Source organism: Microbacterium sp. Soil_C_42 (assembly GCF_057656735.1).
In genome coordinates this window covers 43774-59895 of the sequence record NZ_JBDGJU010000017.1, presented here as the reverse complement: position 1 = coordinate 59895, position 16122 = coordinate 43774, and the positions used below count along the sequence as shown (strand labels likewise).

Annotated in this window: 12 protein-coding genes; 3 read left to right on the top strand and 9 right to left on the bottom strand. The window is 70.1% G+C overall.

The window, feature by feature from the left end; genetic code table 11:
• Positions 1–34: 34 nt before the first annotated feature.
• A complete protein-coding gene (locus AC3A46_RS11870; protein ID WP_056371914.1) occupies positions 35–367 on the bottom strand; it encodes a YciI family protein in 333 nt (110 codons plus the stop codon).
• Positions 368–574: 207 nt separating this feature from the next.
• On the opposite strand from AC3A46_RS11870, the gene AC3A46_RS11865 reads away from it, so the two are divergent.
• The gene (locus AC3A46_RS11865) at positions 575–754 is read left to right on the top strand and encodes a hypothetical protein (RefSeq protein WP_487665365.1); all 180 of its coding nucleotides are present in this window, start codon (positions 575–577) and stop codon (positions 752–754) included.
• Positions 755–800: 46 nt separating this feature from the next.
• Here the strand turns inward: AC3A46_RS11865 and pulA are convergent, their stop codons facing one another.
• Positions 801–6815 (bottom strand): pullulanase-type alpha-1,6-glucosidase, encoded by a 6015-nt coding sequence (gene pulA, locus AC3A46_RS11860; RefSeq protein WP_487665364.1) that lies wholly within the window; start codon positions 6813–6815, stop codon positions 801–803.
• Positions 6816–7070: 255 nt separating this feature from the next.
• Between pulA and AC3A46_RS11855 the strand changes: the two genes are divergently transcribed.
• Positions 7071–7301 (top strand): DUF1232 domain-containing protein, encoded by a 231-nt coding sequence (locus tag AC3A46_RS11855; RefSeq protein ID WP_487665363.1) that lies wholly within the window; start codon positions 7071–7073, stop codon positions 7299–7301.
• A gap of 37 nt (positions 7302–7338) precedes the next feature.
• On the opposite strand, the gene AC3A46_RS11850 is transcribed toward AC3A46_RS11855, so the two are convergent.
• On the bottom strand, positions 7339–8517 hold the full coding sequence (locus AC3A46_RS11850; protein WP_487665362.1) for a thiolase family protein: 1179 nt from the start codon (positions 8515–8517) through the stop codon (positions 7339–7341).
• Positions 8518–8694: 177 nt separating this feature from the next.
• Here AC3A46_RS11850 and AC3A46_RS11845 point away from each other — a divergent pair, with 177 nt between their 5' ends.
• Positions 8695–9507, top strand: a complete 813-nt coding sequence (locus AC3A46_RS11845; protein WP_487665361.1) for a hypothetical protein — start codon at positions 8695–8697, stop codon at positions 9505–9507.
• Between the two features lie 9 nt (positions 9508–9516).
• Here AC3A46_RS11845 and AC3A46_RS11840 read toward each other — a convergent pair whose 3' ends face one another.
• The 6 genes from AC3A46_RS11840 to AC3A46_RS11815 form a co-directional block, all read right to left on the bottom strand.
• Positions 9517–9972: a hotdog fold thioesterase gene (locus AC3A46_RS11840; RefSeq protein ID WP_487665360.1), complete on the bottom strand. Its 456-nt coding sequence runs from the start codon at positions 9970–9972 to the stop codon at positions 9517–9519.
• 4 nt (positions 9973–9976) lie between these two features.
• On the bottom strand, positions 9977–11167 hold the full coding sequence (locus AC3A46_RS11835) for a bifunctional 2-methylcitrate synthase/citrate synthase (RefSeq protein ID WP_487665359.1): 1191 nt from the start codon (positions 11165–11167) through the stop codon (positions 9977–9979).
• An 81-nt stretch (positions 11168–11248) separates the two neighbouring features.
• Positions 11249–12157: a methylisocitrate lyase gene (prpB, locus tag AC3A46_RS11830; protein WP_310249300.1), complete on the bottom strand. Its 909-nt coding sequence runs from the start codon at positions 12155–12157 to the stop codon at positions 11249–11251.
• A gap of 130 nt (positions 12158–12287) precedes the next feature.
• Positions 12288–13814: an MmgE/PrpD family protein gene (locus AC3A46_RS11825; protein ID WP_487665358.1), complete on the bottom strand. Its 1527-nt coding sequence runs from the start codon at positions 13812–13814 to the stop codon at positions 12288–12290.
• Between the two features lie 10 nt (positions 13815–13824).
• Complete coding sequence (locus AC3A46_RS11820; RefSeq protein WP_487665385.1) at positions 13825–14535, bottom strand: GntR family transcriptional regulator; 711 nt, start codon at positions 14533–14535, stop codon at positions 13825–13827.
• Between the two features lie 192 nt (positions 14536–14727).
• Entirely contained in the window at positions 14728–15882 is a 1155-nt protein-coding gene (locus AC3A46_RS11815) for a hypothetical protein (RefSeq protein WP_487665357.1), read from the bottom strand.
• Positions 15883–16122 lie beyond the last annotated feature (240 nt).

Sequence of the window (16122 nt, the reverse complement as noted above, 5' to 3'; positions counted from 1 at the left end):
GCCCCCACCTCCAGGTGGGGGCCGCCTCTTCGCGTCACTGGTCCCAGACCATGAACGGGCGCAGTTCGAGCTGGCCGTTTCGTGCCATCGGATGCCGCGACGCGATCTCGATCGCCTCCTCCAGGTTCTCGACCTCGAGGATGTCGAAACCGCAGATGACCTCGGCCGTCTCGACGTACGGCCCGCGGCTCGTCAGGACCTTGCCGCCGCGCACCTTCACCACCGTGGAGTCGGCCTGCGGCGCGAGCACCTCCCCGATGACGCGCTTGCCGCTGGCGTCGAGCGGGTCGACCCACAGGTCGACGTCGGACTCGTCGGTCTCGGCATCGGGCTCGAGCGACGTGACGACGAACATCATGTACTTCATGGGGATGATCCTTCCGGTTGTGGGCGGCCGTCCGCCAGCCTCACTCCGGTCGTCGCCTGGCCGGCGACGGTGTCGACACTTCGCCCGAGGAGTTTTCTTCGACGCGGACCCCTCCCCGGTCTCGGCCGGAGAGATCATCCTCCGGGTGGACCCGGATGAGACTCCGGGCTGACGCGGCGCCGCGACCCGCTCCGTAGCGTCGAAGGCATGGTCAGCACCACGTCCACCGTCCCGGTCACCCGCCACCGCGAGCTGTCCACCGCCGCCGCACTGCTCCTCACGATCGGGGGCAACATCCTCGTCGTCGCGATCGCCGCGCTCGCAGTGGCCGGCGTCGCCGTCGCCGCCGTCGCAGTGTTCGGCCCTCAGCTGATGGGGCTGCTCTAGCCCTGTCGGGGCTGCCGGGCGGGATGCGCCCGCCCGGCAGGACCCGTCAGTAGACGAGCACGGGGACGGGGATCGACGCCTGCGAGTCGTCGTAGTCGCCGGCGCCGGTGAACGTGGTGCGGATGAGGTGCACACCCCGGCCCGAGAGCTTCACGTCGACCGCGACCTTGCCCTTCGCTCCCGCGATGAGCTCGACGCTCGCCACGACCTTGCCGTTGTCGGTGACGGTCACCGTGCCGACCGGCGCAGACCCGTCGGCGGCGGTGACCTTGCCCGCCACGGTCACGCTGCCGCCCGCCGTGACCAGCAGCCTCGTCGGCGCGACCAGCGTCGCCGTGGCCACCGGCTCACGGTCGACCAGCACCACGGCGGACCGCGCGGGCACCGTCACGGTGCCGGTCGAGGCATCCCACGTGGTCGTCTTGACGACCTCGTCCGAGCCGTTCGCGAGCGCCGGCGTCAGTGAGAAGGAGCGGCCGGCGAGCGACGAGATCGTCTGGGTCGTCGGCTCGACCCCCGCGTTGAACACGACCAGTGCACCCTCGAGCTCGGGGTCGACGTCGTCGCCGACGAGGTCGTCGATGAGCATCGTGAGCACGCCGGGTGCAGCATCCGGCCCGCTGTTCGGGAACGTGACCTTCTCGCCGATCAGCTCGGCAGACCCCAGACGCAGCAGCCCCACCTCTTCACGCACGCGCAGCAGATCGAGAGCGGATGCCTCGGCCGTGGCGATGTCGGACGCCGCCGGCCTGTTCGCCGGGTTCGCGAGCAGGGGCTTCTTGATCGCCCACGACGTCTCGTTGTCGGCCGCCCGCGGCAGGCCCGACCCGAAGGTCGACTCCTGGCCGGTCCAGTCGATGCGGTTGAACCAGTCGCCCGAGTTGTAGCTGTTGCGGTCGAGCGACTTGGAGCGCAGCAGCTCGGTGCCGGCGTGCCAGAACGACGGGGTCTGCGCGAACGCCGTGGTCGCGAGCGACAGCGTGTTCATGCGGACGCGATCGGCCATCGTCGTGTCGGCCGGGAGCTTCAGCACCGCCAGGTCGTACAGCGTCTCGTTGTCGTGCGCGTCGACGTACGTGATGATCTCGTCGGGCTGGTCGGCGTACCCGGCCGGCGAGCCGCGGTAGTCGAGCTCGTCGCCCGCCTTCACGGCGCCCGTGTAATCGGTCAGCGTGTAGTCGCGGAGGTTCCCCGCGAGTCCCAGCTTCACGAGGTCGGTCTGGTGCGCGAGGTCGGCGAGCGCCTGCTCGGTCGTGCCGTTGATCGGCGCGCCGCTGGGATCGGTGCCGAGGCCCGTGCCGAAGCCCTGCTGCTGGATCGTCTCGCCGGCCACCGGGCTGCCGCCGTGGACGGCGTCGCGCAGCCGATCGCTGAACGTGCCGATGCCGGTGCCGCCGAGCTGACCCTGCGTGGCCTGCTCGAAGAGGGCGTTGTTCGCGACCTCGCCGAAGTTCCAGCCCTCGCCGTAGAGGTAGATCGCCGTGCCGTCCACGCCGTCGTTCTTGAGCGTGAGCTCGTCGAGCGCCGCACGGATCGCGAGCATGTTCTCCTTCGAGTGGTGGCCCATCAGGTCGAAGCGGAAGCCGTCGACCTTGTAGTCGCGGGCCCACGTCACGACCGAGTCGACCATCAGCTTCTGCGCGACCTCGTGCTCGGTGGCCACGTTCTGGCAGCACGTCGAGGTCTCGACACCACCGGCGAGGTTGAGGCGCTGGTAGTAGCCGGGCACGACCTGGTCGAGCACCGACGTCGGCGCCTGTCCCGACGCCGAGGTGTGGTTGAACACCTGGTCGTGCACGACCTGCAGGCCCATGCCGTGCAGCGCGCCGACCATCTCGCGGAACTCGCCCACGCGCGCCCCGCCCTCGGGATCGACCGCGTACGAGCCTTCGGGCGTCGTGTAGTGGAACGGGTCGTAGCCCCAGTTGAAGCCGTCGGCGTCGACGATCTTCTCGATGCACGTCTGCTGCTCGGTGCTGTCGGCCGCGTACGACGCGAGGTCGCAGTCCGGCACGGCCTGCTTCGAGCGGTCCTCCTCGATCGTGGCGATGTCGAAGGTCGGCAGCAGGTGCACCGTGTTGATGCCGGCGCCGGCGAGCTGGCGCAGCTGCTTCGTGCCCGCGCTGTCACGGGTGAAGGCACGATAGGTGCCGCGCTCGGCCTCGGGCACCGACTCGTCGGTGATTGAGAAGTCGCGCACGTGCAGCTCGTAGATCGCGCGGTCGACCGGGCGGTCGATCACGGGCGCCTTCGTCTTCTCCCAGCCCTTCGGGCGCCACTGCTTGTCGGCGAGGTCGACGGCGACGGAGCGCTCGGAGTTCGTGGTGAGCGCCACCGAGTAGGGGTCGGTGACCTGGTTGGTCTCGATCGCCCCGGTGGTCGGCGCGTAGACGACGACCTCCCACAGGTACTCGTCGCCCTTCAGCGACTTCGCACCCGCGACGGTCCAGATCCCGGATGACGCGTCCCACGTCGCCTCGTGGTGCACGGGGTCGCCGTCGGCGCCCGCCTCCCACGTGAGCAGCGTCGCGCTCTGCGCGGTCGGCGCCCACAGGCGGAACGTGGGCTTCTTGCCCTGGAACGTCACGCCGAGGTCGGCGTCGGCCACGGCATCCGCGTAGAGATCGTCGAGCAGTCCCGGGATCTGCACCCCGGTGAAGCCCGAGAGCGCGCCCTCGGCGTCGCGCTGCGACACCATGAGCTGTCCGCGGACGAGGCCCGAGGCATCCGTCCCCTCCGGCACGCGGAGCGCGACGAACTCGGCGAGAGCAGGGAAGCCGGCCTTCTGCTCGGCGGTCAGTCCGCCGTCGACCACGGTGAGATCGATCGCGTCACCACCGGTGACCTCGCCGTCGCCGAGGGCGATGCCGGCGTCCGCCGAGGCGTGGAGCTGCCACGACGCCTCGGCGGGCACGGCGCCGAGGTCCGCCGGCCACGCGATCGTGCGGGCGTCGATCCAGTGCGCGCGCTGCTCCCCCACGCCGGCCAGCGGCGGGTCGGTGACCTCGATCTCCAGCACGTGGGTGGCGAGGGTGTAGCGGAAGACGATCAGCTTGCCGTCGCTCGCGCTGAACGAGTAGTTCGCGCCGCCCGGGGCTCCGCCGACGCCGTAGTTCTCGTTCCAGCTCAGTCCGTGCGCCACCTTGATCTCGTAGGCGCCCGCGGGGATCTTGTCGGTCGAGAACTCGTAGACGCCGTCCTTATCGCCGTCGGCCATGAGAGTCGCGAGGCATTCGGGCGCCCAGTCGCCGGCGCAGCCCAGCTCGTTCTGCGCCGAACCCGGCAGGGTGACGATGGGGCCCTCCGCCGTCGACTGCACGATGTTCGAGCGCGGGTCGAAGTAGAACGTGACCGGGCCTCCGGCGTGGTCGATCGTGATGTTCCCGCCGCCCGGCACGCCGTTCGCGCCGTAGTTGAGGTCCCACGTCCCGTTGATCGCGACCTTGTACTCGTAGTCGCCCGCGGGCAGGTCGAACGTGCCGGCCCAGATGCCGTCGGCACGGAGCGTGAGCTTCGCGGCCTCGCAGCCGGGGGTCCAGTCGCCGGCGCAGCCCATCTCGGAGTTGAGGCTTCCGGGCACGGTCACCATGTCGATCGGCGACTCGGGCTCCTCTTCCACGACGAGCGACACGGCGTTGCCGACCGACGCGTAGGTCGAGGCGGCGGCGTGGCGCCCGGCGGCGTCGGTCGTGACCGCGCGGTACTCGACGAGCGTGCCGTCCGCGAGGCCCTCCACCGTGTGGAAGACGCGCGGGTCGGTGTCTTCGGCGGTGCCGAGCGCATGCCACTCGTCGGAGCCGGCGACGCGCCAGGCGAAGCTCGTCTCCTGCCAGGTGGCGTCGTCGACGTCGGCGCTGATCGCGACCGAGCCGGTGAGGCCCGCACCGGCGGCGGGGGCGCTCACCGTGATCGGGAGCGGCGACTCCGGCGCCGACACCGTGGTCCCGGCGCGGTAGACGACGGCCGACAGGGCCGGGACGGTGACGGGAGTCTCTGCCGAGGCATCCGTCGACACGCCCGCGTCGGTCCCGTACACCGGGGCGAACGAGGCGCTCGCGGTGAGCGTCGAGACGTTCACGGTCTTGGCTGCCGTCGTGTTGTTGAGCGCGACCAGGTACTCGACCTTCTCGTCGCGGTCGACCCGCGAGAAGGCGTAGACGCCGGCGCCGTTGTCGGCGTAGCGCTCGATCTGCGCGCCGGTGACCAGGGCCGGGTGAGCCTCCCGCAGCGCGGCGAGGTCGGCGATGCGCTGGTAGACCGGCGCGCTCGTGCTGTAGCGGTCGACCGATCCGGCAGTGGTGCCGTCGATCAGCTTCTGGTTCTGGTACTCGGCGACCTGGGTCGCGAAGAGCGTCTGACGCGCGTCCTTGTCGCCGCCGGTGCCCGCGAAGCCCTGCTCATCGCCGTAGTACACGACGGGCTGACCGCGCCCGAGGAACATCAGGTCGTGCGCGAGCAGGTCGCGCTCGAGCGCGTTCGGCGTGGACTGCAGCATGTAGCCGACACGGCCCATGTCGTGGTTGCCGAGGAAGGTCGGCAGCGCCGTGGCCGACGTGTCGGTGGTCGTGTACCAGTCGTCGCCCGCGTACAGGGACTGCAGGCCCTTCGCGCTGTTGCCCGCGGCGTAGCTGACGGCCGAGGACTGGAACGTGAAGTCGAGCACCGAGTTCATGTCGGTGTCGCGGACGTACGGCGACAGCTTCACCGGGTCGGCGTCGTAGACCTCGCCGAACATGAAGAAGTCGTCCTTGCCGAGCGAGTGCGCGTAGTCGAGCACCTCGGTGGTCCAGGTCTCCCAGAACTCGAAGTTCACGTGCTTCGCCGTGTCGATGCGGAAACCGTCGATGCCGAGGTCGATCCAGTCCTGGTAGACGTCGACGAAGCCGTTCACGACGGTCGGGTGCTCGGTCATCAGGTCGTCGAGGCCCGAGAAGTCGCCGTACGTGACCGACTCGCCCGACCAGGTCGAGTCGCCGCGGTTGTGGTAGAGCGTCGGGTCGTTGAGCCACGCCGGCACCTTGGCGGTCGTGTCGTTCACGACGGGGGTGTACGGGAACGAGGTCGCCGGGTCGAGCTCCGGGAAGCTGTCGGTGCCCGCGTAGTCGGCCGGGTCGAAGGCCGCCCCCGACGCATCCTTGTAGGGAGCCGTCGCCTGGTCGATGTACGAGTACTGCCCCTGCGTGTTCGAGATCAGGTCGGCCGTGTGGTTCGTGATGATGTCGAAGTAGACCTTGATGCCCTTGGCGTGCGCCTCGGCGATGAGCGCCTCGAGCTCGGCGTTGGTGCCGAGGTGCGGGTCGATCTGCGTGAAGTCCGTGATCCAGTACCCGTGGTAGCCGGCGCTCGCGTTCGCGCCCTCGCCCTGCACGGGGTTGTTCTTGAAGCTCGGCGTCAGCCAGATCGCGGTCGTGCCGAGGCCATCGATGTAGTCGAGCTGCTCGCGCAGGCCCGCGATGTCGCCGCCGTTGTAGAAGCCCTTGTCGGTCGGGTCGAACCCGGTGGTGAGACGGTCGCCGGCGAGCCCGCCCAGGTCGTTCGAGGTGTCGCCGTTCGCGAAGCGATCGGTCATCACGAAGTAGAACTGCTCCTGGCTGCCGGGCTGGCGCACCGGCGCCGCCACGAGGGCGTCGTCGTCGGCGGTGTATCCGGCGCGCAGGCTCCTCGCTTCGACGCCGACACGATGGGTGTTGTCGTCGAACACGAACCGCAGTTCCGCCGGGCCGCCGACCGTCAGCGGGATGTTGCCACCGCCGCCGTTCAGCCCGTACGCCTCGTCCCACGCGTCGTTGACGGCGACCTTGTACTCGTAGGAGCCCGCCGGCACGGTGAAGTCGGCCGCGTAGACGCCGGGGGTGTCGGTGGCGGCGAGCTCGGTCACCGCGCAGTCGGGCTTCCAGTCGTCGGCGCAGCCGAGCTCGGATTGCAGGCTGCCGACGAGCGCGAACGTGCGCTCGGCGGCGGCGGCCGGTGCGATCGCGACCACTCCCCCCGTCACGATGAGCGCCGCCGCGGCAAGGCTGGCGGTGAGGATGCGGGCACGTCCTGAGGTCGACTTCGACACGGGAGCTCCTGGGGTGGGGCGGTGGGCACGCCGACGTGCCCGCGGTGCAGTTGTGCGGCCGACACTAACAGCGGCATCGCGAGAATTGCAAGCGCTTACATCATGAGAAGGCTTTCATGGAGCGGATGCTGCGAGCCGAAGCATCGGTTCTCCTCCCGTTCACGCAATCGCTTGCAGCGGCGATCAGCGACTTCTCAGCATCACGAGTTGATCTCACCGGGCCTCTATCGGTCGATCGCGGCGCACACTCGATGCATGTGGTGGAGCTTCCTCAAGGCACTCAAGGGCGGTGAGCACCGCGTCGCGCCGACGACGTGGATCGCCGCGACCGCTGCGGTCGTCTATGCGGTCTCGCCGATCGACCTGATCCCCGAGCTCGTGCTCGGGCCGCTCGGATTCACCGACGACCTCGGCGTCTGGAGCATCCTCGCCCTGCTCATGGTGCGCGAGCACCATCGGTGGCAGGCCCGGCTTCAGACGCCCTGAGCGTCAGCCTCCGGTGGGGGCGGTCGGCGAGTGCGCCCTAGAGGCGCTCGATGATCGTCGCGTTCGCCATGCCGCCGCCCTCGCACATCGTCTGCAGGCCGTAGCGGCCGCCGGTCGCCTCGAGGTGCGCGACCAGCGTCCCGAGCAGGCGTGTGCCGGATGCACCGACGGCGTGGCCGAGCGCGATCGCACCGCCCCACGGGTTCAGCTTCTCGGGGTCGGCGGCGAGGTCGCGCTGCCACGCGAGCGGCACCGACGCGAACGCCTCGTTCACCTCGTACGCGTCGAGGTCGCCGATCGACAGGCCGCTGCGCTCGAGGATGCGCCGCGTTGCGGGGATCGGCCCGGTCAGCATCATCATCGGGTCGTCGCCGACCACGGCGAACGAGTGGAAGCGCGCCCGGGGCGTGAGGCCGAGTTCGGCGGCCTTCTCCTCGCTCATGATGAGAGCAGCGGATGCCGCATCCGTGAGCGGCGATGAGTTGCCCGCCGTGATGCGCCAATCGAGGTCGGGGAACCGGGCGGCGAGCGCATCGGTGCGGAAGGCCGGCTTCAGCCCGGCGAGCGATTCCACGGTCGTGCCGGCCCGCACCGTCTCGTCGAACGCGACGGCCTCGGGGCCGCCGCCCCAGACCGGCACGACCTGGGAGTCGAACGCGCCGCGGGTCCAGGCATCCGCCGCCCGTCGATGCGACTCGGCGGAGTACGCGTCGAGCTCCTCGCGGCTGAAGCCCCACTTCTGCGCGATGAGCTCGGCCGAGACGCCCTGGTTCACGAGGCCCTCGGGGTACCGGTGGGCGACGCCCTGCGACACCGTGCCGCCGTGCGCGTTGGACCCGAGCGGCACGCGACTCATCGACTCGACGCCGGCGGCGATCACGATGTCATACGCGCCGGCGATCACGCCCTGCGCGGCGAAGTGCGCGGCCTGCTGGCTCGAGCCGCACTGGCGATCGATGGTGACGGCCGGCACGGTCTCGTCGAACCCGGCCGCGAGGACCGCGTGCCGCGCGATGTTGAGGGACTGATCGGCGACCTGGCTGACGCATCCCATCAGCACGTCGTCGATCTGCCGCGACTCGAGGCCGCTGCGCTCGAGCAGCGCGGTGAGCACGCCCGCGACGAGATCGACGGGGTGCACCGTGCTCAGCGCTCCCCCGGGCTTGCCGCGCCCGGACGGGGTGCGGACCACATCGACGATGACGGCGTGGGGCATGGGAGACCTCCTGCGTCGAGCCTATGCGGGTTGCCGACCTCGGCTCCGGGTCACGCCGCCGGAGAGCGCCGACATCGTCCACGACGCCGACGCGGACGTGCTCATCGTCGAGGGCTCGATTGTCGACACCCGACAACAATCTGCGAGCGTCGGTCGCGGGCACGACAGAATCGGCCGATGATCGATCGCGGCACGAGTACCCCCGGCGCGTCGGCCGCGATGGCGGTTCCGCAGCGGGCGCGGGCATCCGCCGTCCTGGCGGTCGGGCTGTCGCTCGTGCTCGCCGGCTGTACGGCAGGGCCCCTGAGCGACGGCGACGCACGCGCCGCCGCCGCGGCCGAAGGCGTCGCCGCCGAGATCGGATCGCACTCCGCCAACGCCCCCGACATCACACTGGCCGAGATGGTGGCATGGTGGGTGCCCGAGGATCAGGTGTTCGTCGACTCGGGGACGGCGGTCGTGGAGCCGCTGGCGTGGTCCGGCGAGTCGGCGGGAAGCCAGGCCACGATCGACATCAAGGTCGCCGTCGAGGTGGATGCGTCGTCCTCGACACAGCTGTTCGCCGAGTCCTGGGGTCCGGGCTCCGCGACGCGGTGCTTCCGGCTGGAGTGGTCGCAGCACGAAGAGGCGCGGCGATCCGACATCCCGTGCCCGGACGAGCCGGCGCCGGCGCGACCGACTCCGGCGCCGCGCCCGGAGCTCACCCCGGCGGACAGCGAAAGGATCGCCGCGATCGTCGCCGGCGCCGCGACGGCCGAAGAGGTCGATCGGGCCCTGCGAGACGCGTATCCGCAGGACTACATCCGCATCCAGGCGACCGCGGCCGACGGCGGTGTCGTCGCGGCCGTCGGCATCCCGGCCGAGCGCGACTGCGTCCTCGTGTTCCGCGATGCGGCCGGCGCCATCACGTACCCGGGCTTCCGGCGGATCTCGCTCGAGCCGGGCGAGGTCGGCTGCTCCACGTCGCTCTACACGGACCCGCCGTTCTGAGCACCGCAGTCAGGCGCGCGCGTCGGGAGTCGCGTAGGTGCTGCGCTGCTCGATGACAGCGAGTGTGCAGCGCGAGACGCACACGAGGCGGCCGGCCTCGTCGGCGATGCGGATCTCCCACACGTGCACGCGACGCCCCACGTTGATGGCCGTGACCGTGCCGATGACCCAGCCGGATGAGATCGGGCGCAGGTGGTTGGCGTTGATCTCCATGCCCACGACGTGGAACCGCTCACGGTCCACGGCGAGGTAGCCGGCCCACGACGCGAGCGTCTCGGCGAGCGCGACCGATGCGCCGCCGTGGAGCACACCCGCGGGCTGCACGGAGCGGTGGTCCACCGGCATCCGTCCGACCAGCGCATCGTCGCGGATCGCGACGATCTCGATGCCGAGGTTCTCGATGAGCGTGCCCGGCGCCATCGCCGACAGGTCGACCGCGGCGATGTCGCCGAACCAGAGGCTCACGGCCTCACCCCGCGGCTTCCTCTTCACGGTCGGCGGCGGCCTGGTGCGCAGCATCCGCCACATAGCCCTCGATGTGACGCTCGTCGGGGCCGTTGTACTCCGACAGCGGGCGGATGAGCGCGTTCGAGGCCAGCTGCTCCATGATGTGGGCGGTCCAGCCGGTGACGCGGGCCGCCACGAACAGCGGCGTGAACGTCTCGGTGTCGAAACCCATCAGGTTGTACGCCGGACCCGACGGGTAGTCGAGGTTCGGGTAGATGCCCTTGCGGCTCACGAACTCGCTCTCGAGGGTGTCGTAGAGCGCGGCCAGGTCGGGGCGGTCGTAGTGCTCGACGAGGGTGTCGAGCGCCGCCTTCATGGTCGGCACGCGCGAGTCGCCCTTCTTGTACACGCGGTGGCCGAATCCCATGATCTTGCGCTTGGAGGCGAGGGCCTGGTCGAGCCAGGCGTCGACGTTCTCGGCCGTGCCGATCTCGTCGAAGATGTGGAGCACGGCCTCGTTCGCACCGCCGTGCAGCGGGCCCTTCAGCGCCCCGACGGCTGCGACGACGGCCGAGTAGAGGTCGCTGAGCGTCGACGTCACGACGCGAGCCGTGAACGTCGAGGCGTTGAACGAGTGCTCGGCGTACAGGATCATCGACCGGTTGAACGCGTCGACCACGACCTCATCGGCGGTCTCGTCGAACGTCATCCACAGGAAGTTGGCGGCGTAGTCGAGGTCGTCGCGCGGCGCGACGGGCTGAAGACCGCGGCGGCGGCGCTGACCGTAGGCGACGATGGCGGGGAGCACGGCGAACAGACGCACGCTGCGCGCCAGGTTCTCCTCGACGCTCCCGCTCGCATCGAGCACCGATCCGGTGCCGGCGAGATCCTTCGCACCGATGAGGCTCAGGGCCGTGCGCACCTCATCCATGGGGTGCGCGTCGATCGGCACGAGGTCGATCGCGGCACGCACGTCGGCGGGCAGGTGCCGGTAGGCGCGCTCGGTCGCGCGCAGCTGCGCGAGCTGCACGTCGGTCGGGAGGTCGCCGTGCCACAGGAGGTAGGCGACCGCCTCGAACGGCTGCGTCGCGGCGAGCTCCTGCACCGGGTAGCCGCGGTACAGCAGGGAGTTCGTCTCGGGATTGACCTTCGAGACCGCCGTGTAGTCCACGACGACGCCCGCGAGGCCCTTCTTGATGTCGGGGTCGGTCATAGCCTTGCTCCTTTGCTTGGCCCGGTCGTTGAGCGAGCGTAGCGAGTCGAACGCGTTTCGTCTCGTCGCTGCGCTCGTCGCTCAACGACCAGGAGCGTCGATCTGGAAGTTGAAGACGTCCTGGTCGAAGTGGTTGTAGTGCTCGTAGTCGATGAGGTCGTAGAGATCGGCACGGTGCTGCATCTCGCCGAGCTTGGAGGTGAGGTGCCCGTCGTCGATGAGCGTATCGAGAGCGCGGGATGCCGCGCCCATCGCGATCCGCAGGAGCGAGACCGGCCAGATCACGATGTTGACGCCGACGCTCTGCAGCTGGTCGACCGAAAAGAGCTCCGACTTCCCGAACTCGGTCATGTTGGCCAGTATCGGCACGTCCACGGCGGCTCGGATCGCGGCGAACTCGTCGAGCGTGCGCATCGCCTCGGGGAAGATCGCATCGGCCCCCGCGTCCACGAGCGCCTTCGCGCGCCGGGTCGCGGCATCCATCCCCTCCACGGCGCGGATGTCGGTGCGCGCCATGATCAGGAAGTTCGGGTCGCGGCGCGCATCGGCCGCCGCCCGGATGCGCTTGATCGCGGTGTCCTCGTCGACCACGGCCTTGCCGTCGAGGTGACCGCACCGCTTCGGGTTGATCTGGTCCTCGATGTGGGTGCCCGCGAGTCCCGCGTCCTCGAGGGTCTGGATCGTGCGGGCCACATTCATCGGCTCGCCGAAGCCGGTGTCGGCGTCGATGATCGCCGGCAGGTCGGTCATGCGCGCGATCTGCTGGCCGCGTGCCGCCACCTCGGTGAGCGTCGTCAGGCCGATGTCGGGAAGGCCCAGGTCGGCGCTGAGCACCGCGCCCGAGATGTACACGCCCTCGAACCCCTTGCGCTCGATGAGCCGGGCGCTCAGCGGATTGAACGCCCCGGGGAACCGCAGCAGCTCGCCCGACGCGAGCCGCTCGCGGAACAGCCGCCGCTTCTCGTGCGCGGGGACGGTGGAGTACAGCATCAGCGGCTCCCCTCCCGCTTTCGCGGATCCGGAATTCGGACTTTCGTGCCGTCTTCGGATGCTGCGGCCCGCGGCATCCGGAAAACGTGCGGTTCTCCGATCTCCGGATCGCGGAGCATGGGCACAGGCATCAGAAGAGGCCCTTCGGAGCCGGAGCACCTGCGAGCACGCCGAAGGCGGCGACGATCGTGAGCTGCTGCACCTCTTCGGCGGTGAGCTCGGGCAGGCGCTGAGCGAGGTCGAGGAAGCGCTCGATCTCCTCGGGCGCGAGCACGGGCTCGGCGAGCAGCCGGAACTTGCGCACGTAGTCCTCGCGCGCGAACGGCCGGGCGCCGAGGGGGTGCGCGTCGGCGACGGCGATCTCGTCCTCGATGGTCTCGCCGTCGGTCAGGCGGATCTCGACGCGACCGCCGAACGCCTTCTCGTCCGGGTCCTCCGAGTGGTACCGGCGGGTCCACTCCTCGTCTTCGGCCGTCGTGATCTTGTGCCACAGCGCGACCGTGTCTTCGCGCCCCGCCCGCGACGGCAGGTACGAGTCGACGTGGTGCCAGCCGCCGTCCTGCAGCGCGACCGCGAAGATGTACGGGATCGAGTGATCGAGCGTCTCGCGGGATGCCGTGGGGTCGTACTTCTGCGGGTCGTTCGCGCCCGAGCCGATCACGTAGTGCGTGTGGTGCGACGTGTGCAGCACGATCGACTCCACGTTCGCCGGGTCCGCGAGCTCGGGGTGCTCGCCGTGGAGCTTGCGCGCCAGGTCGATCCACGCCTGCGCCTGGTACTCGGCCGAGTGCTCCTTCGTGTACGAGTCGAGGATCGCGCGCTTCGGCTCGCCCTGACCCGGCAGCGGCACCTCGTACGAGGCATCCGGTCCGTCCAGCAGCCAGGCGATGACGCCGTCCTCGCCCTCGTAGATCGGGCTCGGCGAGGTCTCGCCGCGCATCGCACGATCGACGGCCTCGACCGCCATCTTGCCCGCGAACGCAGGGGCGTGCGCCTTCCACGTCGAGATCTCGCCCTTGCGGGACTGGCGCGTGGCGGTCGTGGTGTGCAGCGCCTGGCCCACGGCCTGGTAGATCGTCTCGACGGGAAGGCCCAGCAGCGTGCCGATGCCGGCCGCGGCCGACGGGCCGAGGTGTGCGACGTGGTCGATCTTGTGCTTGTGCAGGCTGATGGCGCGCACGAGGTCGATCTGGATCTCGTAGCCCGTCGCGAGCCCGCGCACGAGCGCGGCGCCGTCGGCGCCGACGTGCTGGGCGACCGCGACGATCGGCGGGATGTTGTCGCCCGGGTGCGAATAGTCGGCCGCGAGGAACGTGTCGTGGTAGTCGAGCTCACGCACGGCGACGCCGTTCGCCCACGCCGCCCACTCCGGGCTCGTCTTGCGGTCGAGCGCGCAGCCGAACACCGTGGCTCCCGAGCCGCCGACCGACACCGCGTGGTCGAGAGCCTGCTGGCGTGCGGCGCTGACCGGAGCACGGGTGAGGGATGCCGCCGCCACCGCCGCGTTGTCGATGACGCGGTTGATGATCATGTCGATGACGTCCTCGTCGACCTCGACGGGATCGGCGGCGACTTCGGCGATGTGCCACGCGAGCTGCCCCTCACGCGCGAGGTGCTCGTCGCTGCGGTGGACGCGGAGGTGGTGGATGACGGTCATGACCGGCCTTTCAGAGTCGGGGGCGCGCTTCGACAGGCTCGGCGAGCGCGGCAGCGGGTGCTCCGGTCGCTGAGCCTGTCGAAGCGATGAGGGATTCGAGGATGCTGTGCAGCGCGTTGTGCAGGTGGACGTGCGTCGCGTGGGCGGCGAGATCGGCGTCGCGCGCGGAGATCGCGGCGGCGATCAGCCGGTGCTCGGCGACGGATGCTGCGAGCCGGGCGGGGTTGTCGCGTGCGAGCCGTCGCACCCGGACGAGATGCGTGCGCACCGTGCGCAGGGCCGCGGTGAGGTAGTCGTTCGCGACGGCGCCGTCGAGGGCCAGGTCGAAGTCTGCGATGAGCGAGTAGTAGGCGTCGCGTCCGTCCGCGCCGGCATCGTGGCCGTCGAGATCGACCCGGGCGAACTCGTGGGCGAGCTGTGCGAAGGCCGCGGCATCCCCGCGCTCTGCGGCGAGCCGCGCGGCGGACTCCTCGAGGGCGCGGCGCACCTCGAAGATCTCGCGGATGTCGTCGGCGTCGATCGCGGTGACCACGGTGACGCGCGGCGACTGCTGCGCGACGAGCCCGTCGGCCGCGAGCCGGCCCAGCGCTTCGCGCAGGGGCGTGCGGCTGACGCCGAGACGAGCGGCCTGCTCGACCTCGCCGAGCACGGCCCCGGGCCGCAGGATGCCGGACTGGATCTCGTCGAGGAGGGTCGCGTAGGCGCGGTCGCTGGCCCGCATCCGCATCACCTCCTCGTTCGACACCTCGGCCAGTGTATACATAAATGCTACTGAGGTGTTGCCCGCGAGGAAAATCGCGGCTTTAGGTATACATCTGCGCGGAGGCGGACTGCGCAACCGATCGGATCGGAGCCCGCAGGCTGAGGGCATGGGGCGCGATCGCGCCCGATGCCCTCAACTCACCACGGAACCTCAGCTGTGGCGACTGCTGCTCCGCACCCGCACGCCACGGATGCGGACGCGAGCGACTGTCACCATGGCGAGCCCGGCGGCCAGCAGCGCACCGCCCCACACAGCAGCGACCGGATCGAACCCGGTCGGCGGCAGCTCGCCGCCGGCCGCGCCTGGCGGTGTCACTGGCGCCGTGGGCGCGGTGAACGTCACGTCGCCCTCCGCGAGCACGACGCTCTGCGCCGAAGCTGCGACGTGGGTGGTGCCGAACGGGACGGGCACCGACACCTCCTGGGTCGCGCCCGCCTCGACCTCGACCACCTGCGTCTGCACACTCCCATCGGGCAGCGTCATCATGATGGTGAACGGCACGGTCGTCATCGCCGACAGCTCCGAAGCGGCGAGCGTCACCGTCGCCGAACCGCCCGTCGACGTGGCCGCACCCGCGACGACGGATGCCGTCGAAGCCGCCTCTGCGGGGATCTCGAAGTCGTAGGAGTACTCAGCCGTCGTGCCGTCGCGCACGATGACGGCGTCGGCGAATGAGAGGGAGTCGGCCGGCGCGCCCGAGCCGAGGCCCACCTGAACTTGACCCCAGCCGCCGTTCGGATACCGAGCCGCGAACTCGGCCAGCGTGCACGGATCTGCCTGCACGCAGAAGCCCGCATCGGACGAGTTCGACTGGAAAACGATCGAATCGGGTCCGATGTCCCACGTCTGCCAGACATCGACCTCCAGCGTGCCGTTGAACTCGGGCTGGAACGACAATGTCGTGAATCCCGCCAGCTCGGGCGTCAGCGAGTGGTAGCCGACGATGCGCAGTGTGGGGACGCGACCGACGGGATCCACGCCCTCGTCCGGCACGTAGGTCGCATAGGAGGCGCTCAGCCCGGACCACGCGACCGGTGTCGGCAGCGGCTGCCCTGGCGCACCCGTCGGCACCGCGAACGCCAGTGCGCGGTCGGTCGACTCTGGCGCCCAGAGCACGAGGCTACCTCGACCGAGAGGTGGCGTGCCCGGCCCCTCGACGAGCTCGACCACCGCCGCGTCCGTCGAGTCGGGATGACGCCCCCACCCATCGCCGTTCGCGACTTCGAGCGGGCCGTTCAGCGTATCGACCACCACCGGCGGCGAGCCGGGCAGCGCGAACACGCTGATCGCCGCGAGAACCGGCACGACAAACCCCAGACTTATCCCCATAACGACACTCCCTTGTGACGCATCCCCCGCGACAAGGTACTCCTCGTCTCAACACGGGGCAAGGATCTCCTGTGGCGATCCCGCTGGCATCGCGGAGCGCGACGACCTCATCGAGTTCACGACGCCGCCGGCGCCCTGAACCCCTCCCCCCACGCCGGCCGTGAGGAAAGCGTGAGGAGTATTCAGGAATTTGTGAATCCGGCGTACCGTCAGCGC